Raw genomic sequence first — 21,462 nt, forward strand, 5'->3', positions numbered from 1 at the left:
CCCCCGCCTGCCGAGGAGTCCCATGCCCGTTGAAACCCGCAAACGCCGGGCCGCGGCATTCGCCGCCGCAGCCGTCGCCGCGCTCCTGGCGCTGTCGGCACTGGTGGCGTTCCCGTCCGCGGCCTCGTCGGCCGCCCCCACGATCGCGTGCGCCTTCCCCGCCTGGGCCGAGGGCACCACCTACCAGGCCGGAGCCAAGGCCGCCTACAAGGCGCGGGGCTACGAGGCCCTGCAGACCCACACCGCCTATCCCGGCGCCGGCTGGACACCCGACGCCACCCCGACGCTGTGGCGCGACCTCGGCCCCTGCGACGGGACGCAGCCGCCGACGACCCCGCCCACCACGTCACCCACCACGTCACCCACCGCGTCACCCACCGCGTCGCCCACCACTCCGCCGACGTCCGAGACCTGCCCGCTGAAGCCGCGGCCGGCCGGCAAGGTCCTCCAGGGGTACTGGGAGAACTGGGATGGCGCGGCCAACGGCGTCCACCCGCCGTTCGGCTGGACCCCCATCACCGACCCGCGCATCCGCCAGCACGGGTACAACGTCGTGAACGCGGCGTTCCCCGTCATCCGGTCCGACGGCACCGTCCTGTGGGAGGACGGCATGGACGCCACCGTCAAGGTCGCCACCCCGGCCGAGATGTGCGCGGCCAAGGCGGCCGGCCTCACCGTCCTGCTGTCGATCGGCGGCGCGAACGCCGGCATCGACCTCGGCTCCGCCGCCGTCGCCGATCGCTTCGTCGCCACCGTCGTGCCGATCCTGAAGAAGTACAACTTCGACGGCATCGACATCGACATCGAGACGGGCCTGTCGGGCAGCGGCGACATCGGCCGGCTCTCGGCGTCGCAGGCGAACCTGGTCCGCATCATCGACGGCGTGCTCGCCCAGATGCCGCCCGGCTTCGGGCTGACGATGGCGCCCGAGACCGCGTACGTCACCGGCGGCAGCGTCACCTACGGCTCCATCTGGGGCGCCTACCTGCCGATCGTCAAGAAGTACGCCGACAACGGCCGGCTGTGGTGGCTGAACATGCAGTACTACAACGGGAGCATGTACGGCTGCGCGGGCGACTCCTACTCCGCGGGCACGGTGCAGGGCTTCACGGCGCAGACCGACTGCCTGAACAAGGGACTGGTCGTCCAGGGCACCACCATCAAGGTCCCCTACGACAAGCAGGTCCCGGGCCTGCCCGCGCAGCCGGGCGCGGGCGGCGGCTACATGGCGCCCTCCCTGGTGGCGCAGGCCTGGAACACCTACAACGGCGGGCTGAAGGGCCTGATGACCTGGTCCCTCAACTGGGACGGGTCCAAGGGCTGGACGTTCGGCGACAACGTCCGCTCCCTCCAGGGCCGGTAGCGCGCACGAGCGGACGCTCCCGCCCGCGGGCGGGAGCGTCCGTCCAGCGTCCGGCCGCCGTCAGTCGTCGACCCTGGCGGGCCACCAGATGCGTTTCCCGGCGTCCAGGGCGAGCGCCGGGATCAGCAGGCTCCGGACGACCAGGGTGTCGAGCAGGACGCCCCCGGCGATGAGCAGGCCCTGCTGGAGCGCGGAGACGGTGGGGACGACGGCCATGACGCCGAAGGTCGCGGCCAGGACCAGCCCCGCGCTGGTGATCACGCCGCCGGTGACGCGCAGGCCGTTCAGGACGCCCGCCCGGTGGCCGTGCAGGTGCGCCTCCTCGCGGGCGCGCGACATCAGGAAGATCGTGTAGTCGATGCCGAGGGCGACCAGGAACAGGAACCCGAACAGGAGCAGCCCCCGGTCGATGCGCGGATGGCCGAGCGCCCGGTACAGCAGCCCCGCCATGCCGAGGGCCGCGCCGTAGGACAGCACGACCGAGGCGATCAGGAGCAGGGAGGCGGTGAGGGCGCGCAGCAGCAGCACGAGCATGATCAGGACGACGGCGAGGATGAGCGGGATGAGCAGCGCCTCCTCGGCCCCCTGGGCGCGGGAGGTGTCCAGGGCGACGGCGGTCTGCCCGCCGACGACGGCTCCCGTGCCGGCCACCGCGTCGCGGACGCGGGTGATCGTGGCGCGTGCGGCCGGGGTGTCGGGTTCGTCGGCCAGGACGACGGTCAGGTGGGTGTAGCCGCCCGCCGAGCGGTCCCTGGCCGCGCTGGTGACGCCGCCGACCCTCCCGACCCGGGCCAGCACCGCGCCGGCCCGGGCGTCGGCGACGTAGACGTCGGCGGGCTCGGCGGAGCCCGCGGGGAAGTGCCGGGCGATCTGGCGCTGGCCGGCGATGGCGTCGGTGGTGCCGGTGAACTGCTCGTCGAGCGCCTGGCCGGAGTGGAGGGTGAACGCGGCGGCCGCCAGGACGGCCAGGGCGGCGGCCGATCCGATCCAGATCAGGCGGGGCCGGGCGTCGACGGCGGCGGCGACCCGTCCCCACAGGCCGGTGCCCGGCGCGGCGGCCGGCGCGTCCGGTCCGGCGGGCGCGACGGCGGGCCGGCGGGGCCAGAACACCCAGCGGCCGAGGACGACCAGCAGCGCGGGCAGCAGCGAGGTGGCGGCCAGGCAGACGACCGCCACGCCGATCGCGACGACCGGGCCGAGGCCCTGGGTGTTGTTCATCCTGCCGAAGACCAGGCAGAGGGAGGCGATCACGACGGTGGCGGCGGAGGCGGTGACGGCGGGCAGGCAGCGGCGCAGCGCGTGCGCCATCGCCTCGTGCCGGTCGGCGCGGCGGCCGAGCTCCTCGCGGTAGCGGGCGATGAGCAGCAGGGCGTAGTCGGTGCCGACGCCGAGGCCGAGCACCATCAGGATGTAGCTGGACTGGCCGTCCACCTTCAGCCCGGCATGCCTGGCGAGCAGGTAGACCGCCCCGAGGGCGGTCCAGGTGCCCAGGAACGTCGCCAGCAGCGGGATCGACCACAGCACGGGGCTGCGGTAGGTGACCAGCAGGACGACGGTGACGACGGCGAGGGCGACCGCGAGCAGGACCCCGTCCATGCCGGAGTAGACCTCGATGTAGTCGGCGATGGTGCCCGCCTGGCCGGTGACGCGGACGTCCAGCCCGGCCGGCGCCGCCTGGCCGGTGGTCTTCCGGAGACGGCCGACGGCGTCGCCGAGCACGCCGTTGTCGTTGGAGGCCATCGGCACGGGCGCGCTGAACAGGACGGACCTGCCGTCGGCGGACCTGGTGGGCGCGGTCGCGCCGGGGGTCGCGCCGCGGTCCCGGTCCGCCTTGGCCAGGTCGGCGGGGGTGAGGCCGCCGTCGCGGGTGTAGACGACGACGGCGGTGGCCCGGTCGTGTTCGGCGAAGTGCCGTTCGGCGATCTCGACGGCCCGGGTGGCCTGGGAGTCGGCGGGCAGCCAGGAGGCCGGGTCGTTGTCCTGGACGTCGGCGACCTTGGCGGCGAAGCCCCCGGCGATCAGCACGATCAGCAGCCAGGCGGCCAGGACGGCCCATTTGGAGCGCCTGCCGGTGACCGCGGCGACGTAGCCGTTCCAGCGGGACGGCGGGGGCGCGGGCGGCGGGTGCGGGGAGTCGGGGATGCGGCTCACGGAGGTGTCGGTCATGCGCTTCTCACAAGGGGCAGGTGGGGCGCCGGGAAGAGCGGGCGCCGTTCGGCGCGCGCACGCTCCTCGGGCGTTCGTGCGGTCAATCGCCTGACCCGGCGCGCTCGCCGGCTGTGACCGCCGGACAATGTGACCTGGATCACCATTCGCCACTTCCAGAGGTCCGGTCCACCGGTGGCCGCACGTGACCTGCGTCACGATCCCGCCCTGTCACAGAACCCGTCGCGGCGCAGTCAGTGAGGTGAAGGCGGGCAGCCGCTCCGCTCGGCGCGCCGGCCGGAACCGCGCCGATCCGGGTCCGGACGGATGCGGCGCGGCGAGCCCGGTCGCCCGACGGCCAAGGGGGCCACGATCAACGCCACCATCACCTCACTGGAGTTCCTCGACGAGCGGCTCGGCTCCACGCGGACGCTCAGGAAGGCGATCAGGAAGGTCTTTCCGGACCACTGGTCGTTCATGCTGGGCGAGATCGCCCTGTACTCGTTCGTCGTGCTGCTGATCACCGGGACGTTCCTGACGCTGTGGTTCCGGCCCGACATGACCGAGGTCGTCTACCACGGCTCGTACCGGCAGCTCGACGGCGTACGGATGAGCGAGGCCTACGCCTCGACCCTGGACATCGGCTTCGAGGTGCGCGGCGGGCTGCTGGTCCGCCAGATCCACCACTGGGCGGCGCTCCTGTTCATCGCCGCGATCATGGCGCACATGCTCCGGGTCTTCTTCACCGGCGCCTACCGCAAGCCGCGCGACCTCAACTGGCTGGTCGGCCTGGCCATCTTCACGATCGTGCTGGTCGAGGGCCTGTTCGGCTACTCGCTTCCCGACGACGGGCTGTCGGGCGCCGGGCTGCGGGTCACCGCCGGGGTGGTCCAGGCCCTTCCCCTGGTCGGCACCTACCTGCTGTTCTTCCTGTTCGGCGGGGAGTACCCGGGGACCGACATCGTGCCGCGGATGTTCACGATCCACGTCCTGCTGATCCCGGGCGTCATCCTGGCGCTGGTCGTCGCGCACATCCTGATCATGTGGCACCAGACGCACAGCTCGATGCCGGTCCGGCACCACACCGAACGGCAGACGCACGGCTACCCGTTCTTCCCGGTCTTCGTGGCCAAGACCGGCGCGTTCTTCCTGTTCACCTTCGGGGTGCTGGCGCTGCTGGCCGCCGTCGCGCAGATCAACCCGGTCTGGCTGTACGGGCCGTCCGACCCCGCGGTGGTCTCGTCGGGATCGCAACCCGACTTCTACCTGGGCTTCCTGGAGGGCGCCCTGCGTGTCATGCCCGCCTGGGAGACCACACTGTGGGGGCACACGGTCAGCTGGAACGTGCTGGTCCCCGGCCTGGTCCCGCTCGGCCTCCTGGTGACCGGGGCGGCGTTCTGGCCGTGGCTGGAGCGCTGGGCCACCGGTGACCGCGGCCTCCACCACGTCAACGACCGGCCACGCAACGCGCCGGTGCGCACCTCGGCCGGTGTCGCCGTCACGACGTGCTACGCCGTGCTGTGGCTGGCCGGGGCCAACGACGTGATCTCCGACAGGTTCCACGTGTCGCTGTACGCGACCACGTGGTTCTTCCGCGTCGCCCTCTTCACGCTCCCCGCCGCGGCCTACCAGGTGACCAAGCGGCTCTGCCTCGGCCTGCAGCGGCGGGACGCCGCCGCGCTGGCGCACGGCCACGAGAGCGGCGTGATCGTCATGACCCCCGAGGGCGGGTACACCGGGCTCCACCGGGAGGTGCCGCCGGACATGGCGGTCGTGCTGTCGGGCGGGCGGGGCTCGGCCCCGATCGAGGAGACGCCGTGAACGACGATGCCGTGAACGCCGACCTGGACGACGACGGGCGCGACGACGGCAAGACCGGCCGTCACGCCCTGGGCGACGGCCGCGATCCGTTCGCCGGCACCCGGCGCCTGGTCGGCGTCGCCCTCGACCGGCTGCTCGCCGACGGCACCCTCAGCCTCAACTGACCGCCGCCGGGAAAGGGCGGCCTCCCCGCGGGGAGGCCGCCCACCGGATCAGTAGACGCTCACGCCGTAGGCGGCGAGGGCCTCGGTGACCGGCTGGAAGAAGGTCGTGCCGCCGGACGAGCAGTTTCCGTTGCCGCCCGAGGTGAGCCCGTAGGCCGTCGTGCCGTTGTACAGCGACCCGCCGCTGTCGCCCGGCTCCGCGCAGACCGTGGTGCGGATGAGGCCGTACACGGTGCCCTCGGAGTAGCGGACGGTCTGGTTGAGGGCGGTCACCGTGCCGCTGTGGACGCCGGTGGTGCTGCCGCTGCGGCGGACGGTCTGGCCGACCACCGGGTCGGCGGCGGACGTGATGTCCTGCGTGCCCGGGTAGGTGTAGACGCCGCCGGTCTTGGTGATGGAGGTGTTGGTGTAGCGGACGATGCCGTAGTCGTTGCCGGGGAAGCTGGTGCCCGCCCGGGTGCCGAGCACGGTGGAGCCGCTGGAGTCGGCGTACCAGGTCGCACCGATGTTGGTGCAGTGGCCCGCCGTGAGGAAGTAGTAGGTGGTGCCGCTGCGCACGTTGAAGCCGAGCGAGCAGCGGGCGCCGCCGGTGTAGATGGCCTGGCCGCCGGCGATGAGCGGCGCGAACCGGCCCGCGACGCGTTCGACGCGCACGGCCTTGCCCTGCTTGGCGGCGACGGCGCGCAGCGCGGTCAGCTTCTTGCCGGTGACGGTGCTGTCGTAGGACAGCACGACCTGGTCGGTGGCGGGGTCGACGGCCCAGGCCGTGCCGCTGGACTTCACGCCCTTGTCGATGGCGGCGGTGACCTTGGCCAGGTCCGCGCCGTCGCGGGCGACGGTGCGCGGGGTGGCGCCGGCGGCGCGGACCTGGCGGGCGCCCGCGGCGTCGGAGACGGTGACCACGAGCTTGCCGCGGTCGAGGTAGGCGCCCGCGCTGCGCTTGCCGAGCTGCTTGGCCAGCCGGGCCGCCACGGCGGAGGGGTCGGGGGCGGCCGGGGCCGCCTGCGGGGCGGCCGCGTGCGCGGCCGGGAGGGCGGTCAGGGCGGCGGCCGCGATGGCGGCGCTCGCACCGATGACGGTGGCGGGACGGAGGGTGGACTTCCTCACTGTGCCTCCTGGGAGCCAGGGCGCACCCGACTGGCGCGCCCCGATTACCGCAAATAGTGGGAAAGGCCGTGGATAGCCCGCAAGGCACAAAAAACACCCAAGGATCGCCGCCGGTGTGGCAAACATGCGGAACCCGCCCGTCAGCCGCATTTCGCGCCGCTTCGAGGGAGTTCCCGGCGGCGGGATGACCGCAAGAGGCCAGGTGGGCACTCTTTCCTGGCATCAATGAACAACAATGTGGCCGCCCGATGGCAACTTTTCCGGTGGCCCGCCGGACGGGACGCGCGGACCTGCACGTCTGCGGAAACGCCGGCAAACCTGAGGGCGCCGGAAACGGGTAGCGGCTGCTTCACAGGGAGCGAAGGGGTCGTGCCCGCCCCGGCCCACGGCACCGGTCCCGACCAGCGCTCTTCTCGCGCCGGTCACGCCGGCCCCGGCCCGCTCTCCGTCCCGGGGCCGCCGGTCCCGGCGAGAAAGTGCCAAGTAACCGGGCCCTCACTTGTCGTGATCCGCACCCGCCGCGGGCTCAGTCCTCGGCGCCGGCGGGCTCGTCCGCCGGGCGCGCGGTCAGCCACCCGTGGATGCGGTCGTAGACGTCGGGGTGGTTGAGCAGGTCGAAGTGGTGCAGGCGCGGCAGGCGGCAGATGTGCTCGGGCGGGAGCTCGAAGCGCCGGGTGCCGCAGGCGCTGTCCGGCCGGACCAGCAGGTCCCCGAGCAGGTTCCCCGCCAGGGAGCCGTCGCGGCCCGCGACGGTGGCGACCACGATGAAGTGGCGGGCCCCCTCGTGCAGCGGGACGTCGGCCTCCTCGTCCTCCAGCAGGGTGCCGCGGCGCAGGTCCTTGATGCCCGCGCTGCGTCCGTCGATGATCGTGGCGATCGAGCGGGTCTCGCCGAGCACGCCGAGCGCGCGCGCCAGGAGCGTCGCGCCCTGCTCCAGCGGGGCGCCGAGGTGGGGGCTGCCGAGCGTGACGGTGTCGCGGACGAGCGCGGGCCACGCCCGGTCCCCGGCCTGGGCCAGGGCGCTGCGGATCACCAGGCCGCCCATCGAGTGGCCGACCAGCAGCAGGTCCTCGACGGGGACGGGCCAGGCCGCCACCAGGTCCTCCAGCAGGGCCGCCAGCTCCCTGCCGTTCGCCGGGATGCGGGCGCCGGTGTTGTAGCGGATCTGGACGGGCGTGTAGCCGAGGTCCTCGCGCAGGCGGTCGCCGTAGGTGACGCCGGGACGGCCGTAGTACTGCACCGACTTGTAGGCCCACGCGCCCTCGGTCTCGGTGAGGCCGTGCAGGAAGACCGCGACGCGCCCGGCCGGATCGGGGTGCGTCTCGGCGAGGACGTCCGGGCGGATGGGCACGTTGCGCCCGTCCACCCGGACGGTCATCTCCAGCGCCAGGGGGCTGCCCTCGTCCCGCAGCCGGTCGCCGTGCCAGGCGTTGAGCATGGCCAGCGGGACGGCGGCGCGGCGGTCGTCCTCCAGGGGCCGGCCGTCCGACGCCTCCGCCAGGACCCGCCCGGCGGCGCGGCCCGCCGCGGAGAACGTGCCGCCCACCGTGCTGTAGACGGCGTCCGCGATGCCGTCGTGCAGAACGCGGACGGGCGCGGCGGCGGGGCCGACGCCGCGGAAGACCCGCGCGGCGATGCCGCGGTGCATCTGGCGGACGCGCGCGGTGCCGCCGCTGAGGGCCTTGCCCGTCAACTCGCCGAGGGCGCGGGTCTCGTTCGGTCGCATGCCCGCACGATCCCCCAGCGGTCCGCCCCCCGTCAAAGCCCGCCGGCAAAGCACGCGCCATCCGAGCACGCACGCCGAAGCACCCCGCCAAAGCACGCATCACCCAAGCACGGGACCACCCGAACACCGGCACCCCCCGAAGACCGGGGCCACCTGAACACCGGGGCCACCCCGGCACGGGGGCCGACGGCCCCGGCTTGAGCCGGGCCGTCGGCCCCCGTGCCGTCAATCCCATGTTCTCAGCCCCGTGCCCTGGCGGCCCGTGCCGTCAAGCCAGGAAGTCGGCGACGCGGGCGGCGAACTCCTCCGGGGTGGCGATCTCCACGCCGAGCTTCTCCGCCTTGTCGCGCTTGGAGCCGGCCTTCTCGCCCGCGACGAGCAGAGCGGTGCGCGCCGACACCGACGACGACGCCTTCCCGCCCGCGCGCTCGATCAGCTCGTTCACCTGGGTGCGGGTGAGGTCGGCCAGCGGGCCGCTCATCGCGCCGGTGACGACGACCGACATGCCCGACAGCGGCAGCTCGTCGGCGTCCGCCGCCGGTGCGCCGGGGCCGGTGGCGCCCGGCTCGGTCATGCCGAGCCCGGCCGCGGCGAGCCGGTCGATCAGCGGGCCCAGCTCGGCGATCTCGGCGACCAGCAGCGCGGCGCGCTCGGGGCCGACCCCGTCGACGTCCTGGAACGCCTCGGCGTCGGCGGCGCGGATGGCGTCCATGGTGGCGAAGTGGCGGGCGATGCGCCGCGACATCGAGCGGCCGGTGCCGCGGATGCCGAGCGCGCAGAACACCTTGTTGAGCGGCTTGGCCTTGGCGGCCTCGATGGCGGCCAGCAGGTTGTCGGTGCTGGTCTCGCCCATCCGGTCCAGATCGAGGAGCTGCTCGCGGGTGAGGGAGAACAGGTCGGCGAAGTCGGCGATGAGCCCGGCGGTGACGAGCTGGTCGACGATCTTCTCGCCGAGGCCCTCGATGTCGAGCTGGTCGCGGCCGACGGCGTAGCGGACCGAGGCGATGGCGTGGCAGGCGCGGCCCTGCGCGCAGCGCCAGCGCTTCTGCGCGTCGTCGATGCCCTGGCCGCAGCGCGGGCACGCGTCCGGGATCTCGATCGGGGTCTCCTCGCCGGTGCGCAGGTGCACCACCGGCGCCTCGACGCGCGGGATGACGTCGCCGGCCCGGTAGACGGTGACGTGGTCGCCGATCATCAGGTCGCGGCGGGCGATGTCGCCGGCGTTGTGCAGGGTGGCGTAGGCGATGACGGCCCCGTCGACCTCGACCGGCTCCAGCACCGCGCGGGGCGCGATGATGCCGGTGCGGCCGACGTTCCATTCCACCGCGACCAGCCTGGTGATCTTCTCGACGGCGGGCAGCTTGTAGGCGGTGGCCCAGCGCGGCGCGCGCGAGGACAGCCCGGCCTGCTCCTGGTCGGCGGCCAGGTCGGCCTTGACCACGATGCCGTCGATGCCGAACTCCAGCGTCGCGCGCAGCGCGGCGATCTCCTCGACGCGGGCCTGCACCTGCTCCACGGTCGCCGCGACGACGCCGGGGACCGGAGTGGAGGCGGTGGTGTTGGCGCCGAGTTCGGCGACCAGCTCCATGATCTCGCTGTGCGGGGCCTCGCGCAGCCGCGCGGTGAGCTCCTCGCCGGACTCCAGCGGCAGCGCGCCGTAGGCGAAGAACGTCATCTCCACCGCGTAGGCGCGGTCCTTGGCGCGCAGCGACCCGGCGGCGGCGCTGCGCGGGTTGGCGAACGCGGCGCCGCCCGCGCCGGTGCGCGCGGTGTTGGCGTCCTCGAACTGGGCGCGCGTCATCAGCACCTCGCCGCGCAGCTCGACCGAGACCGGCCGGGCGAGGCGGGCGGGCAGCCCGGTGACGGTGCCGATGGCGTGCGAGACGTCCTCGCCCGCCGCGCCGTCACCGCGCGTGACCAGCTGGACGAGCCGGCCCTCGCGGTAGCGGGCCGAGATCGCCAGCCCGTCGAGCTTCGGCTCGACGCTCCACCGCTCGACCGGGCGGCCGAGGCGGCGCTCCAGCCCGGCCGCCCAGGACGCCAGGTCCTCGGGCCCGAACACGTTGTCCAGGCTCAGCATCGGCACGGTGTGCGGCACGTCGCCGACGACCGCTCCCCCGGCGACCTTGCCGGTCGGCGACTCGGGAAGCACCTGGTCGGGGTGCTCCTCCTCGTAGGCGGCGATGCCGCGCACCAGCCGGTCGAAGGCGTCGTCGTCCAGGACGGAGTCGCCCTCGCCGTAGTAGGCCGCGGCGGCGCTGACGGCGGTCTGGACGGCGGCGGCGTACGCGGCCTCGTCACCGATCTCGGTGATCGCGGGGGTCTCGGTCATGGGCACATTCTCTCGCGTGCCACCGACATTCCCGGTTACCGTCGGTGCCGGTCCAGGCGGGCCTTCAGGTAGGGCGCGGTGATGCTGCCGGCGGTCCCGGCGACCTCGGCCGGGGTGCCCTGCGCGACGATCCGGCCGCCGCGGTCGCCGCCGCCGGGCCCGAGGTCGACGACGTGGTCGGCGGCGGCGACCACGTCCATGTCGTGCTCCACGACGACCACGGTGGCGCCGCCGTCGACCAGGTCGTGCAGCCGGTCCATGAGCAGGTCGGCGTCGGCCGGGTGCAGGCCGGTGGTGGGCTCGTCCAGCAGGTAGAGGGTGTCGGCGGGCCGGGTGCGCTGGAGCTCGGCGGCGAGCTTGACGCGCTGGGCCTCGCCGCCGGACAGCTCGGTCGCGGGCTGGCCGAGCCGCAGGTAGCCGAGGCCGACGTCGCGCAGCGTCCGCAAGGAGCGGGCGGCGGCGGGGACGTCGGTCAGGAACCCGGCGGCGTCGTCCACGGTCATGTCCAGGACCTCCGCGATATTGGCGCCGTTGTAGCGGATCCGCAGCGTGTCGGGGTTGTAGCGGGCGCCGTGGCATACCGGGCAGGGCGCGTAGGTGCTCGGCAGGAACAGCAGCTCCACCGAGACGTACCCTTCGCCCTGGCAGTTCTCGCAGCGCCCGCCGGGCACGTTGAAGGAGAACCGGCCGGCGCCGTAGCGGCGCTCCTTGGCCTCGGGGGTCGCCGCGAACAGCTTGCGGACGGTGTCGAACAGGCCGGTGTAGGTGGCCAGGTTGGAGCGGGGCGTGCGGCCGATGGGCCGCTGGTCGACGCGCACGACGCGGCCGGTGGCGGCGTCCTCCATGGCGTCGACGAGGCTGGACTTGCCCGACCCGGACACCCCGGTGACGGCGGTGAAGACGCCGAGCGGCACGTCGACGTCCAGATCGCACAGGTTGTGCCGGTCGATGCCGCGCAGCTCCAGCACACCCGACGGCGCGCGCGGCGCGCGCGCGGGCCGCCCGGCCCCCTCGAACAGGTAGCGGCCGGTGACCGAGTCCGCGACCTCGCGCAGCCCTTCGACGGGCCCGCTGTACAGGACCCGGCCGCCGTGCACGCCCGCGGCGGGCCCGACGTCGACGATCCAGTCAGCGCGGTGCACCACCTCCAGGTCGTGTTCCACGAAGAAGACGCTGTTGCCGGCCTTCTTGATCCGCTCCAGCACCGCCACCAGCGACTCGGTGTCGGCCGGGTGCAGCCCGGCCGACGGCTCGTCCAGGATGTACACCACCCCGAACAGGCCCGAGCGCAGCTGGGTGGCCAGGCGGAGCCGCTGCAGCTCGCCCGCCGACAGCGTCGGGGCGGCGCGGGAGACGCCGAGGTAGCCGAGGCCGAGCTCGGCCAGGTCGTCGATGCGGGCGATGATGTCGCGGCTGATCACCGCGGCCGCGTCGTCGCCGGTCGCATGCGGCCGCAGCACGTCCGCCAGCTCGGTGAGGGGCAGCGCGGCGAGCCCGGCGATGTTGAGCCCGGCGAAGGTGACCGCGAGCGCGTCCAGGTTCAGCCGCTGCCCCCGGCAGACCGGGCAGGGCGAGGTGACCAGGAACCGTTCCATGCGCCGGCGGCGGCCCTCGCTCGCCGAACCGGAGTAGGTGCGCAGCACCAGCCGCCGGGCGCTGGCGTAGGTGCCCTGGTAGGAGCGCTGGACCTGGCCGGCGGAGCGGACGGGGTGGACGGTGACGACGGGCTGCTCGTCGGTGAACAGGATCCAGTCGCGCTGCTCCTGCGGCAGCTCCCGCCAGGGCCGGTCGATGTCGTAGCCGAGGGTCTCCAGGATGTCGCGCAGGTTCTTGCCGTGCCAGGCGCCCGGCCAGGACGCGATCGCGCCGTCGCGGATGCTCAGCGAGGGGTCGGGGACCAGCGTCTGCTCGGTGACCTCGTGCACCTCCCCGAGGCCGTGGCAGTTCGGGCAGGCGCCGATGGCGGTGTTGGGGGAGAAGGCGTCGGAGTACAGCGGCTCGGCGCCGGGCGGGTAGTCGCCGGCCCGCGACATCAGCATGCGCAGCAGGTTGGACAGGGTGGTGACGGTCCCGACCGAGGAGCGCGCGGACGGCACCGAGCGGCGCTGCTCCAGGGCGACGGCGGGCGGCAGTCCGGTGATCTGGTCGACCTGGGGCGTCCCGGCCTGGTGCAGCAGCCGCCGCGCGTAGGGCGCGACCGACTCCATGTACCGGCGCTGCGCCTCGGCGTACAGGGTGCCGAACGCCAGGGACGACTTGCCCGAGCCCGACACCCCGGTGAAGACCACCAGGGCGTCGCGCGGGACGGCCAGGTCCACGTCGCGCAGGTTGTGCTCGCGGGCGCCGCGCACCCGCACGAACGGATCGGCGGAACCAGTCTCCATGATCCCCACAGTACCGATCCGTTCACGCAGGGTCAGCGGGGGCGTCTCCCGAGCAGGGCCAGGGCGGCGGGCAGCAGCACGCCGCGCACCACGGTGGCGTCGACCAGCACCGCGACGGCCAGGCCGACGCCCATCATCTTGTACTCGATCGCCGACAGGACGACGAAGACGCTGAACGCGGCCGTCATGATGGCGGCGGCGCCGGTGACGACGCCCGAGCTCGTGCCGACCCCGGCGACGACGGCGTCGGCCGGTGCGGCGCCGGCGGCGAGGCGCTCGCGGATCCGGCTGAGGATGAAGACGTGGTAGTCCATGCTCAGCCCGAACAGGATGACGAACATGAACAGCGGCAGCCAGCCGACGACGCCGCCGTAGGAGCGGAACCCGAGCGCCGACTCCAGGTGGCCGTCCTGGAACACCCAGGTCAGCACGCCGTAGGCGGCGCCGAGCGACAGCAGGTTGAGCAGGATCGACACCAGGGGGATCGTCAGCGAGCGGAAGGTGACCGCCAGCAGCACGAAGGCGAGCGTCAGCACGAACCCGAACACCAGCGGCGAGCGGTCCCTGACGACCTCGGTGAAGTCGTGGGCGAAGGCGGTCTTGCCCGCGACGGCGTGCCCGACGCCGTCCGGGACGGCGATCCGGGCGCGCAGCCCGCGCAGGGAGCGTTCGGCGTCGGGCCCGGTGCCGGAGTCGGCGAGCCGGACCCGGGCGACCAGGACGCGGCCGGCGCGGGCGGTCGAGACCGGGTGCAGGCGGTCGACGGCGGCGCGCACGGCCGGGTCGTCCAGTGCGCCCGGCCGCTTCTCCCACAGCACGACCCGGGCGGGTGAGGCGGCGCCGGGGAACGCCTGCTGCACGCGGACGGCGGCGTCCACGGCCGGGACCGTGCGGGGCAGGCTGTCGGTGACGGCGGCGTCCTGCAGCCGCATCCCGAACGCGGGCAGCGTCAGCAGCACCAGGAGGAGGGCGGCGAGGCCGCCCCACAGCAGCGGACGGCGGACGACGCGCCGCGCCACGGCCGTCCAGAACCGCGACTCCCCGCGGCGGCCGAGCCCGGGGACGCGGCCCTTGTCGACGCGGTGGCCGAGCGCGGCGAGCAGCGCGGGCAGCACCGTGACCGAGCCCAGCATGGCGACGCCGACGACGAGGACGGTGCCGGCGGTGAGCCCCTTGAAGTTGTCCAGGCCGGTGAGCAGCAGCCCGGCCAGGCACAGCATCACGGTCAGGCCGGACACGACCACGACGTGCCCGGACGTGCGGGCGGCGACGCCGAGCGCCTCGGCGACACCGCGTCCGGCGGCCCGCTCCTCGCGCTCGCGGCGCAGGTAGAACAGCGAGTAGTCGATGCCGACGGCCATCCCGACCAGCAGCACGACCGAGGAGGTGGCGCTGTTGACCGGCACCCAGTGCGCGGCCACCTGGAGCAGCCCGAAGGCGGTGAGCATGGTGGTGACCGCGAGCAGCAACGGGATGCCCGCGGCGACCAGCGAGCCGAACACCAGCAGCAGTATGACGACGGTGAGCGGCAGCGAGAAGTACTCGGCGCGCTGCATGTCGTCCTTGATGCCGTCGTTCACCGCGTCGGACAGGCTCTTGTCGCCCGCCTGCGCGAACCGGACGGCGGGGTGCCGCGCCGCGGCGTCCTCGACGGCCCGCACGGCGGCGGCGTAGTGCTCGCGGAAGTCGTCGTGGGGCCCGGCGATCTGGAAATCGACCAGCCCGGACCGGCCGTCCCTGGACACGAGGTCGCCGTTGCCCGGTTCCAGGGGCGAACGCAGGGCCGTGACGGCGCCGGGCGCCGCGCGCAGCGTGCGGGTCAGGTCCTCGGTCGCGGCGCGTAGAGCAGGGTCGGTGAAAGGGGCGCCGCCCGTCCGGGCCTGGACAAGGACGTTCTCCTGGAGCGGCAGGTACGCGGTCTGCGCGTCCAGGACGCGGTCGGCGCGGCCCGACTCCCCCGGGTCGGTGCTGTTCTTGGAGTCCAGGCCGAGCACGGCGCTCGCCAGCACCGCGACGACGGCGAGCGCGAACCAGCCGGTGATGGCGAGCGCGCGATGCCGGACGGACCAGCCCGCGATCCGCTCGGTCAGGGGTCTTCTCGGCACGGGCGGTTCGGCCACGCGTGTGGCCGACTTGCCTTCAGGCAGCATGAACTGCTGTCCTTTCGACGAAGGAGTGTCTGTGAGAGCCCGCCCTCGGGCGGGTGGGTGCTTCTTCGCTGGGCCGCCGAGTTGCCGCTCGGCGGCCCAGCCGTTTCCTATTCGACCGTCCGCAGGATGGTCTCCAGCGATTCCATGCGCTTCTCCATGTCGGTGAGCCGCCGCGCGATGGTCTGCTGCGCGGCGGCGCCGTCCTCGGCGAGGCGCCGGTACCCGTCCTCGCGGGTGAGCGCGGCGCGGGCCCGCAGGGTGGCGCCCACCTGCATGATGATCACCGTGATCACGGTGGTGATGAAGGCGAAGAGGCCGAACGCGCCGACCACCTCCGCCAGTTCGTGGCCGTCCATCACCGCTGTCCCTTCGTCTCCTCGGGCGCGCTCAGCGTGCGCACCGCCGCCTCGATGCTCTGCGGCGTCAGTTCGATCGCGAACGGGACGACCTCGTAGTACTTCACGACCCTGCCGTCCGGGGCGGTCTCGGCCCGCCCGCGGACGAGCCCGGCCGCCTCCAGCTTGCGCAGGTGGACCTGGAGCAGGGGGCGGCTGATGCCGAGCTCGCGGGCGAGCCGGCTCACGTAGTCGCGCTCGCCGGCCAGCGCCGCCAGCACCCGCAGCCGATGCGGGTTGGCGAGCGTGGACAGCACCTTCAGCAGGTCGTCCCCGTACATGCAAAGAAAAGTTAGCAGGTGCCCTACCGGACCTGCGGAGGAGATGCGGACGGCCGCCTCCGCCTGGAGGACGAGACGCCCCTCAGGGGCGGCGGCGTTTCCTCATCACCGTCAATGCCGAGTTGGGCGTTTCTTCACCGATAGTTCTGCGCTAGGCGCGCCGTCCGTTTTACGCTCTCCCCCATGCGCCGATCCGCAGTAGCAACAGCCGTGGCCGTCCTGACCGCCGGCCTCGGCACCACCGCAGGCCAGGCGGCCGCCGACACGGCCCCCGCCGCGTGCGACGCCCCGGCCACCCACCAGATCGCCCAGGTCCAGGGCACCGGTGACACCACCCCGCTGAACGGGCAGACCGTTCGCGTCGAGGGCGTCGTCACCGGCGACTACCAGGGCACCGACCAGCTGAAGGGGTTCTTCGTCCAGGACCCCACCCCCGACAGCGACCCGAAGACCTCCGACGGGCTGTTCGTCTACTCCACCAAGGAGGTCAAGCCCGGTGACCGCGTCCTGGTCACCGGCAAGGCCGTGGAGTACAGCGGCCTCACCGAGCTGTCGCCCGTGACCGCCGTGGACGTGTGCGGCACCGGCGACATCGCCCCCGCCAACGTCCGGCTGCCGCTGCCCGCGGGCACCTCCGCCGAGTCCTACGAGGGCGTCCTGCTGCGCTACACCCAGCGCCTCACCGCGACCGAGACCTACCAGCTCGGCCGGTACGGCGAGGTGACGGTGTCGGCGGGCGGGCGGCTGTTCCAGCCGACCGACCGGCCGCACCCCGGCGACAACGCCGCCGCGCAGGCCGCCAACAACAGCCGGCGGCTCCTCATCGACGACGCCTCCACCGTGCAGAACCCGGCCAAGGTCCCCTACACCGAGCCGCGGCTGCTGCGCATCGGCGACACCACCACCGGCCTCACCGGCGTCCTCAGCCAGGGCTTCGGCAGCTACCGTCTCCAGCCGACCCGCGCCCCGAAGTTCGCGCCCACCAACCCGCGCACCAAGAAGCCCCGCAACGTCGGTGGCGACGTGCGGGTGGCGAGCTTCAACACCCTCAACTGGTTCACCACGCTGAACAAGCGCGGCGCCGACACCGCCGAGGAGCAGGAGCGCCAGCTCACCAAGCTCGTCGCGGCGCTGAAGGGCCTGAACGCCGACGTGGCCGGCCTGATGGAGGTCGAGAACAACGGCGACACCGCCGTCAAGACGCTGGTCGACCGGCTGAACGCCGCCGTCGGCGCCGGCACCTACTCCTGGATCAGGCACCCGAACCCGGGCACCGACGAGATCCACGTCGCGCTGATCTACAAGACGAAGAAGGTCACGCCGGTCGGCGCGGCGCGCTCGTCCAGCGCGCCGGTGTTCGAGCGGCCGCCGCTGGTGCAGACGTTCCAGCGCAAGTCCGGCGGCGCCAAGTTCACCATGGTGGTGAACCACTTCAAGTCCAAGGGCTGCACCGGCGCGACCGGCGCCGACAAGGACCAGGGCGACGGCCAGGGCTGCTGGAACGCGCGCCGCGTCACCCAGGCCAAGGCGATCGCCGACCTGGCCGCCGGCGAGGAGAACCCGCTCGTGCTGGGCGACCTGAACGCCTACGGCGAGGAGGACCCGGTGAAGGTCCTCACCAAGGCCGGGCTCGTCGCGCAGACGCCCCGGTTCGTCCCGGCGCGCGACCGCTACAGCTACGTCTTCGACGGCCAGTCCGGCGAGCTCGACCACGCGCTGGCGGGCAAGGGCCTGTCGCGGCGCGTCACCGGCGCCACGATCTGGCACATCAACAGCGACGAGCCGACGATCGCGGACTACAACACCGAGTTCAACCCGCCGTCGCTGTACAAGCCGGACGCCTACCGCTCCTCCGACCACGACCCCGTCCTGCTCGGCCTGAACCTGCGCTGACGGACGCACGGCGCGCCCGGGAAGGCCGGGCCTTCCCGGGCGCGCCCATGCCGCATATGATCCAGATCACTTTCGAGCGATCGGATGTGGCATGAGCGAACTGGCACCCCGCCCCGGTATCGGCATCGGCCCGGACGGCTCGTACACCCGCCGGGGGCAGGCCCTGGCGTTCCTCTGCGGCCTGTGGGCCATGATCGTCTTTCTCCCGCTGCTCGTCCTCGGCGCGCTGCTGTACACCCGCGCCGAGGAGCGCTTCCCCCAGGACCCGGACGGGGCGCGCCGGCTCGTCCTGTGGTCGTGGCTGAGCCTCACCGTGCTGCCGCTCGCCCCCGCGGCCGTGGTGGCCGGTATCACCGCCGCGCTGCGCGCCTGACGGAAGAGGACGGCCGTCCCGCGGGTTGGGACGATAATGAGCGTTCCTCTCTCCGTCCTCGATCTGGCGCCCGTGGCCGAAGGCTCCACCTCCGCGCAGGCGCTGCACGACACCCTCGGGCTGGCCCGGCACACCGAACGGCTCGGCTACCACCGGTACTGGCTGGCCGAGCACCACACGATGCCCGGCATCGCCAGCTCGGCGACGGCCGTGCTCATCGGCCAGGTCGCCGCGGCGACGACGCGCATGCGGATCGGCTCCGGCGGGATCATGCTGCCCAACCACGCGCCGATGGTGGTGGCCGAGCAGTTCGGCACGCTGCAGGCCCTGCACCCGGACCGCATCGACCTCGGCCTCGGCCGCGCGCCCGGCACCGACCAGGCGACCGCGCGGGCGCTGCGCCGCTCCGCGGACGCGCTGTCGGTCGACGACTTCCCCGAGCAGGTCGCCGAGCTGCGCGGCTACTTCGAGGACAAGAGCACCGTCACCCCCGCCGCCGGGAACGGCGTGCCGGTGTGGCTGCTCGGCTCCAGCGGCTACAGCGCCCGCCTGGCGGGCCTGCTCGGCCTGCCGTTCGCGTTCGCGCACCACTTCAGCGCCGAGAACACCCTGCCCGCGCTGCGGCTCTACCGCGACTCGTTCCGCCCGACGCCCGAGATGCCCGAGCCGTACTCGATGATCGGCGTCTCGGTGACCGCCGCCGAGACCGACGAGCAGGCCCGGGAACTGGCCGCCCCGCAGGCGCTGTCGTTCCTGCGGCTGCGCCAGGGCCGCCCCGGCAAGCTCCCGACGCCGCAGGAGACCGCCGCGCACCCCTACAGCGACCTGGAGCGGCAGCTCATCCAGTCCCGTCTCGACGACCAGGTCATCGGCGGTCCCGACACCGTCCGCCGCAAGCTGGACGAGCTGATCGAGCGCACCGCCGTCGACGAGGTCATGGTCACCACGATGACCTTCGACCACGCCGACCGCCTGCGCTCCTACGAGATCCTGGCCGGCCTGTACGGCCTGTGACGGTTCACCAGAGGTCCAGGGACGCGACCAGGGTCGCCAGGACCTCCTGGTCCTGCGGGCGGGCGGGCTGGTACTCGGTCACGCCGAGCCCGGCGATCTCGAAGCGGGCGGCGAGGGCGTTGACCGCGGCGGCCAGGGCGGCCGGGGCCACGCCGCCGGGCTCGGGGAAGCCGACCGAGGCGAACGCGCCGGGGTCCATGACGTCCAGGTCGATGTGGACGTACACGGCCCCGGCGTCGATCGCGTCCGGCAGCTCCGCGAGGCCGGCCGCGCCGAGATGGCGGATGCCGGCGCGCTCGACGTAGGCGCTCTCGCCCGGGTCCAGCGCGCGGACGCCGGCGAGGACGACCTGGTGCGGCGCGAGCGTGCGCGCCGGGGCGAGGGCGGCCGGGCCCTCGCCGAGCAGGGTGCGCAGCACCATCCCGTGGAAGGCCCCGGACGGCGAGGAGTCCGGGGTGTTCAGGTCGCCGTGCGCGTCGAACCAGACGACGGCGAGGCGGTCGCCGTGCCGTTGGAGCGCCGCCTCGACCGGGGCCAGCTCGACGCCGCAGTCCCCGCCCACCGTCACCCGCGCGCCGGACTCGGCGAGGGCCGCGCGGACGGCCCGCAGGTTGGCGGCCAGGACGTCGGCGGCGCGCACGCCCGCGTCCGGGGTGCCGGGCGAGTCGGAGACGTCCGGGCGGGCGTACCGCGCGTCCGGGATGAGGGCGGCCAGGCGTTCCGCGCCCTCGCGCAGCCGCCGGGCGTCCGGCGACGATGACCCCTGCCACTGCGGCACCTGCAGAACAACCGGCATGCGAGCCCTCCTGATGATCTTTGGTACCGATCCAACCAGGTCAGCGGGGGCCGAGGGCGCTGTAGCGGTGCCAGCGGTTTCCAGGGTGGTCGATGACGGCCCGTACCGCGCGTTCCACCGCCGCCGCCGCGCGGGTGCAGAACTCCGCGGGCTCGTCGGCGGCGTCGGGGCGCTCGTCGACGAGTTCGTCCACGATGCCGCCGCGCAGCAGGTCGGCCGCGCCGACGCCCTGCGCCGCGGCCATCTCGGCCGCCCGGTCCGGCGTGCGGTGCACGATGACTGAGGCGCCCTCGGGCGGCAGCGGCGACAGCCAGCCGTGCCGGGCGCACAGCACCCGGTCGGACGGCAGCAGCGCGAGCGCGGCGCCGCCGGTGCCCTCGCCGAGCAGCAGGCAGACGGTCGGCGCGGCCAGGGTGAGCAGGTCGGCCAGGCAGCGCGCGATCTCCCCGGCGAGGCCGCCCTCCTCGGCCTCGGCCGACAGCACCGCGCCCGGCGTGTCCACGACGGTGACCAGCGGCAGGCCGAGCTCGGCGGCCAGGCCCATGCCCCGGCGCGCGACCCGCAGCCCGGCCGGGCCGAGCGGGTGGCCGGTGCGCTGGCTGCGCCGGTCCTGCCCGACGACGACGCACGACGCCGAGCCGAACCGGGCGAGCGCGAGCAGCAGGCCCGGGTCGGCCTCGCCCTGGCCGGTGCCCGACAGGGGCGTCACCTGGGTGGCGCCGTGGCGGAGCAGTTCGCGGACGCCCGGGCGGTCCGCGCGGCGGGACCGCTCGATGGAGTCCCAGGCCGACGCGGGCGCTTCGACCGGCGGGGCGGGCGCGGGCTCCTGGAACGCGGGCGGGTCGCAGATGACGTCCAGTGCCCTGGCGGCGACCCCGGCGAGGTCGTCGACGCCGACGACGGCGTCCACCAGCCCCTTGGCCGCCAGGTTCTCCGCCACCTGGACGCCCTCGGGGAACGGCTCCCCGTACAGGCCCTGGTAGACGCGCGGCCCGAGGAACCCGATCAGCGCGCCGGGCTCGGCGGCCGTCAGGTGCCCGAGCGACCCCCACGACGCGAACACCCCGCCGGTCGTCGGATGCCGCAGGTAGACCAGGTAGGGCAGGCCCGCCGCGCGGTGCCGGGCGACGGCGGCGGTGATCCGCGCCATCTGCGCGAACGCCGCGGTGCCCTCCTGCATCCGGGTCCCGCCCGAGGACGGCGCGGCCAGCAGCGGCAGCCCCCCGGCCGTGGCGCGCTCGACCGCCGCGACGATCCGCTCGGCGGTGGCCAGGCCGATCGAGCCCGCCAGGAAGCCGAACTCCGACACCACGCAGGCGACCCGGCGGCCGCGCAGCAGCCCCTCGCCGGTGATCACGGCCTCGTCGCAGCCGCTGCGCGCGCGGGCCGCCGCCAGCTCGGCCGCGTACGGCGAGCCCGGCGCGGCCACCTCGATCGGCGCCTCGTCCCAGGACCGCCAGTCCGTCACGACGCGGTCCAGCAGGCCGCGCGCTCCCGCCCGATTCGTCACGGGCCCAT

16 protein-coding genes are annotated in these 21,462 nt (G+C 73.9%); 6 read left to right on the forward strand and 10 right to left on the reverse strand.

All coding sequences use genetic code 11. From position 1 onward, the window contains the following. Positions 1-22 precede the first annotated feature (22 nt). Complete coding sequence (locus ACRB68_RS22000; protein WP_153535505.1) at positions 23-1,363, forward strand: glycosyl hydrolase family 18 protein; 1,341 nt, start codon at positions 23-25, stop codon at positions 1,361-1,363. A 60-nt stretch (positions 1,364-1,423) separates the two neighbouring features. Here ACRB68_RS22000 and ACRB68_RS22005 read toward each other — a convergent pair whose 3' ends face one another. Continuing rightward, the gene (locus tag ACRB68_RS22005; RefSeq protein WP_153535507.1) at positions 1,424-3,529 is read right to left on the reverse strand and encodes an MMPL family transporter; all 2,106 of its coding nucleotides are present in this window, start codon (positions 3,527-3,529) and stop codon (positions 1,424-1,426) included. A gap of 306 nt (positions 3,530-3,835) precedes the next feature. Between ACRB68_RS22005 and qcrB the strand changes: the two genes are divergently transcribed. Next, positions 3,836-5,329: a cytochrome bc1 complex cytochrome b subunit gene (gene qcrB / locus ACRB68_RS22010; protein ID WP_153535508.1), complete on the forward strand. Its 1,494-nt coding sequence runs from the start codon at positions 3,836-3,838 to the stop codon at positions 5,327-5,329. After that, positions 5,326-5,493 carry a hypothetical protein gene (locus ACRB68_RS22015; protein WP_153535510.1) on the forward strand — a complete coding sequence of 56 codons (168 nt, stop codon included), beginning with the start codon at positions 5,326-5,328 and terminating at the stop codon, positions 5,491-5,493. Before qcrB ends, ACRB68_RS22015 begins: the two co-directional genes overlap by 4 nt. Positions 5,494-5,541: 48 nt before the next feature. Here the strand turns inward: ACRB68_RS22015 and ACRB68_RS22020 are convergent, their stop codons facing one another. The 7 genes from ACRB68_RS22020 to ACRB68_RS22050 all read right to left on the reverse strand — a co-directional run bounded on the left by ACRB68_RS22020 (position 5,542) and on the right by ACRB68_RS22050 (position 15,868). Next, positions 5,542-6,600 carry a S1 family peptidase gene (locus ACRB68_RS22020; RefSeq protein WP_328594573.1) on the reverse strand — a complete coding sequence of 353 codons (1,059 nt, stop codon included), beginning with the start codon at positions 6,598-6,600 and terminating at the stop codon, positions 5,542-5,544. A 526-nt stretch (positions 6,601-7,126) separates the two neighbouring features. Further along, on the reverse strand, positions 7,127-8,326 hold the full coding sequence (locus ACRB68_RS22025; RefSeq protein ID WP_153535512.1) for a lipase family alpha/beta hydrolase: 1,200 nt from the start codon (positions 8,324-8,326) through the stop codon (positions 7,127-7,129). A 268-nt stretch (positions 8,327-8,594) separates the two neighbouring features. Continuing rightward, positions 8,595-10,658, reverse strand: coding sequence for an NAD-dependent DNA ligase LigA (gene ligA, locus ACRB68_RS22030; protein WP_153535514.1), 2,064 nt, complete (start codon positions 10,656-10,658; stop codon positions 8,595-8,597). A gap of 35 nt (positions 10,659-10,693) precedes the next feature. Then, the gene (locus ACRB68_RS22035; protein WP_153535516.1) at positions 10,694-13,042 is read right to left on the reverse strand and encodes an ATP-binding cassette domain-containing protein; all 2,349 of its coding nucleotides are present in this window, start codon (positions 13,040-13,042) and stop codon (positions 10,694-10,696) included. A 32-nt stretch (positions 13,043-13,074) separates the two neighbouring features. Further along, positions 13,075-15,192, reverse strand: coding sequence for an MMPL family transporter (locus ACRB68_RS22040; protein ID WP_153535517.1), 2,118 nt, complete (start codon positions 15,190-15,192; stop codon positions 13,075-13,077). Positions 15,193-15,299: 107 nt separating this feature from the next. Further along, positions 15,300-15,548, reverse strand: a complete 249-nt coding sequence (locus ACRB68_RS22045; RefSeq protein ID WP_153535520.1) for a hypothetical protein — start codon at positions 15,546-15,548, stop codon at positions 15,300-15,302. Then, entirely contained in the window at positions 15,548-15,868 is a 321-nt protein-coding gene (locus tag ACRB68_RS22050) for an ArsR/SmtB family transcription factor (protein ID WP_153535522.1), read from the reverse strand. The genes ACRB68_RS22045 and ACRB68_RS22050 overlap by 1 nt, the downstream gene beginning before the upstream one ends. Positions 15,869-16,051: 183 nt before the next feature. On the opposite strand from ACRB68_RS22050, the gene ACRB68_RS22055 reads away from it, so the two are divergent. The 3 genes from ACRB68_RS22055 to ACRB68_RS22065 all read left to right on the forward strand — a co-directional run bounded on the left by ACRB68_RS22055 (position 16,052) and on the right by ACRB68_RS22065 (position 19,148). Further along, positions 16,052-17,761: an ExeM/NucH family extracellular endonuclease gene (locus tag ACRB68_RS22055; protein ID WP_153535524.1), complete on the forward strand. Its 1,710-nt coding sequence runs from the start codon at positions 16,052-16,054 to the stop codon at positions 17,759-17,761. Between the two features lie 91 nt (positions 17,762-17,852). Next, entirely contained in the window at positions 17,853-18,134 is a 282-nt protein-coding gene (locus ACRB68_RS22060; protein WP_153535526.1) for a hypothetical protein, read from the forward strand. A 36-nt stretch (positions 18,135-18,170) separates the two neighbouring features. Beyond that, positions 18,171-19,148: an LLM class flavin-dependent oxidoreductase gene (locus ACRB68_RS22065; RefSeq protein WP_153535528.1), complete on the forward strand. Its 978-nt coding sequence runs from the start codon at positions 18,171-18,173 to the stop codon at positions 19,146-19,148. A gap of 4 nt (positions 19,149-19,152) precedes the next feature. Here the strand turns inward: ACRB68_RS22065 and ACRB68_RS22070 are convergent, their stop codons facing one another. Both ACRB68_RS22070 and ACRB68_RS22075 read right to left on the reverse strand, forming a co-directional pair. Further along, the gene (locus ACRB68_RS22070) at positions 19,153-19,944 is read right to left on the reverse strand and encodes an arginase family protein (protein WP_153535530.1); all 792 of its coding nucleotides are present in this window, start codon (positions 19,942-19,944) and stop codon (positions 19,153-19,155) included. A 40-nt stretch (positions 19,945-19,984) separates the two neighbouring features. Next, positions 19,985-21,454, reverse strand: a complete 1,470-nt coding sequence (locus ACRB68_RS22075; RefSeq protein ID WP_328594574.1) for a carboxyl transferase domain-containing protein — start codon at positions 21,452-21,454, stop codon at positions 19,985-19,987. Positions 21,455-21,462: the final 8 nt, after the last annotated feature.

Origin of the sequence: Actinomadura macrotermitis (genome assembly GCF_009604375.1) — a bacterium.
Taxonomy (GTDB): domain Bacteria; phylum Actinomycetota; class Actinomycetes; order Streptosporangiales; family Streptosporangiaceae; genus Spirillospora; species Spirillospora macrotermitis.

Excerpts from the sequence above, each read along its gene's own strand:
- ACRB68_RS22000 (WP_153535505.1), top strand. The coding sequence starts at position 23 with ATGCCCGTTGAAACCCGCAAACGCCGGGCCGCGGCATTCGCCGCCGCA.
- ACRB68_RS22005 (WP_153535507.1), bottom strand. The coding sequence starts at position 3,529 with ATGACCGACACCTCCGTGAGCCGCATCCCCGACTCCCCGCACCCGCCG.
- qcrB (WP_153535508.1), top strand. The coding sequence starts at position 3,836 with ATGCGGCGCGGCGAGCCCGGTCGCCCGACGGCCAAGGGGGCCACGATC.
- ACRB68_RS22025 (WP_153535512.1), bottom strand. The coding sequence starts at position 8,326 with ATGCGACCGAACGAGACCCGCGCCCTCGGCGAGTTGACGGGCAAGGCC.
- ligA (WP_153535514.1), bottom strand. The coding sequence starts at position 10,658 with ATGACCGAGACCCCCGCGATCACCGAGATCGGTGACGAGGCCGCGTAC.
- ACRB68_RS22035 (WP_153535516.1), bottom strand. The coding sequence starts at position 13,042 with ATGGAGACTGGTTCCGCCGATCCGTTCGTGCGGGTGCGCGGCGCCCGC.
- ACRB68_RS22040 (WP_153535517.1), bottom strand. The coding sequence starts at position 15,192 with ATGCTGCCTGAAGGCAAGTCGGCCACACGCGTGGCCGAACCGCCCGTG.
- ACRB68_RS22045 (WP_153535520.1), bottom strand. The coding sequence starts at position 15,548 with ATGGACGGCCACGAACTGGCGGAGGTGGTCGGCGCGTTCGGCCTCTTC.
- ACRB68_RS22050 (WP_153535522.1), bottom strand. The coding sequence starts at position 15,868 with ATGTACGGGGACGACCTGCTGAAGGTGCTGTCCACGCTCGCCAACCCG.
- ACRB68_RS22055 (WP_153535524.1), top strand. The coding sequence starts at position 16,052 with ATGCGCCGATCCGCAGTAGCAACAGCCGTGGCCGTCCTGACCGCCGGC.
- ACRB68_RS22060 (WP_153535526.1), top strand. The coding sequence starts at position 17,853 with ATGAGCGAACTGGCACCCCGCCCCGGTATCGGCATCGGCCCGGACGGC.
- ACRB68_RS22065 (WP_153535528.1), top strand. The coding sequence starts at position 18,171 with ATGAGCGTTCCTCTCTCCGTCCTCGATCTGGCGCCCGTGGCCGAAGGC.
- ACRB68_RS22070 (WP_153535530.1), bottom strand. The coding sequence starts at position 19,944 with ATGCCGGTTGTTCTGCAGGTGCCGCAGTGGCAGGGGTCATCGTCGCCG.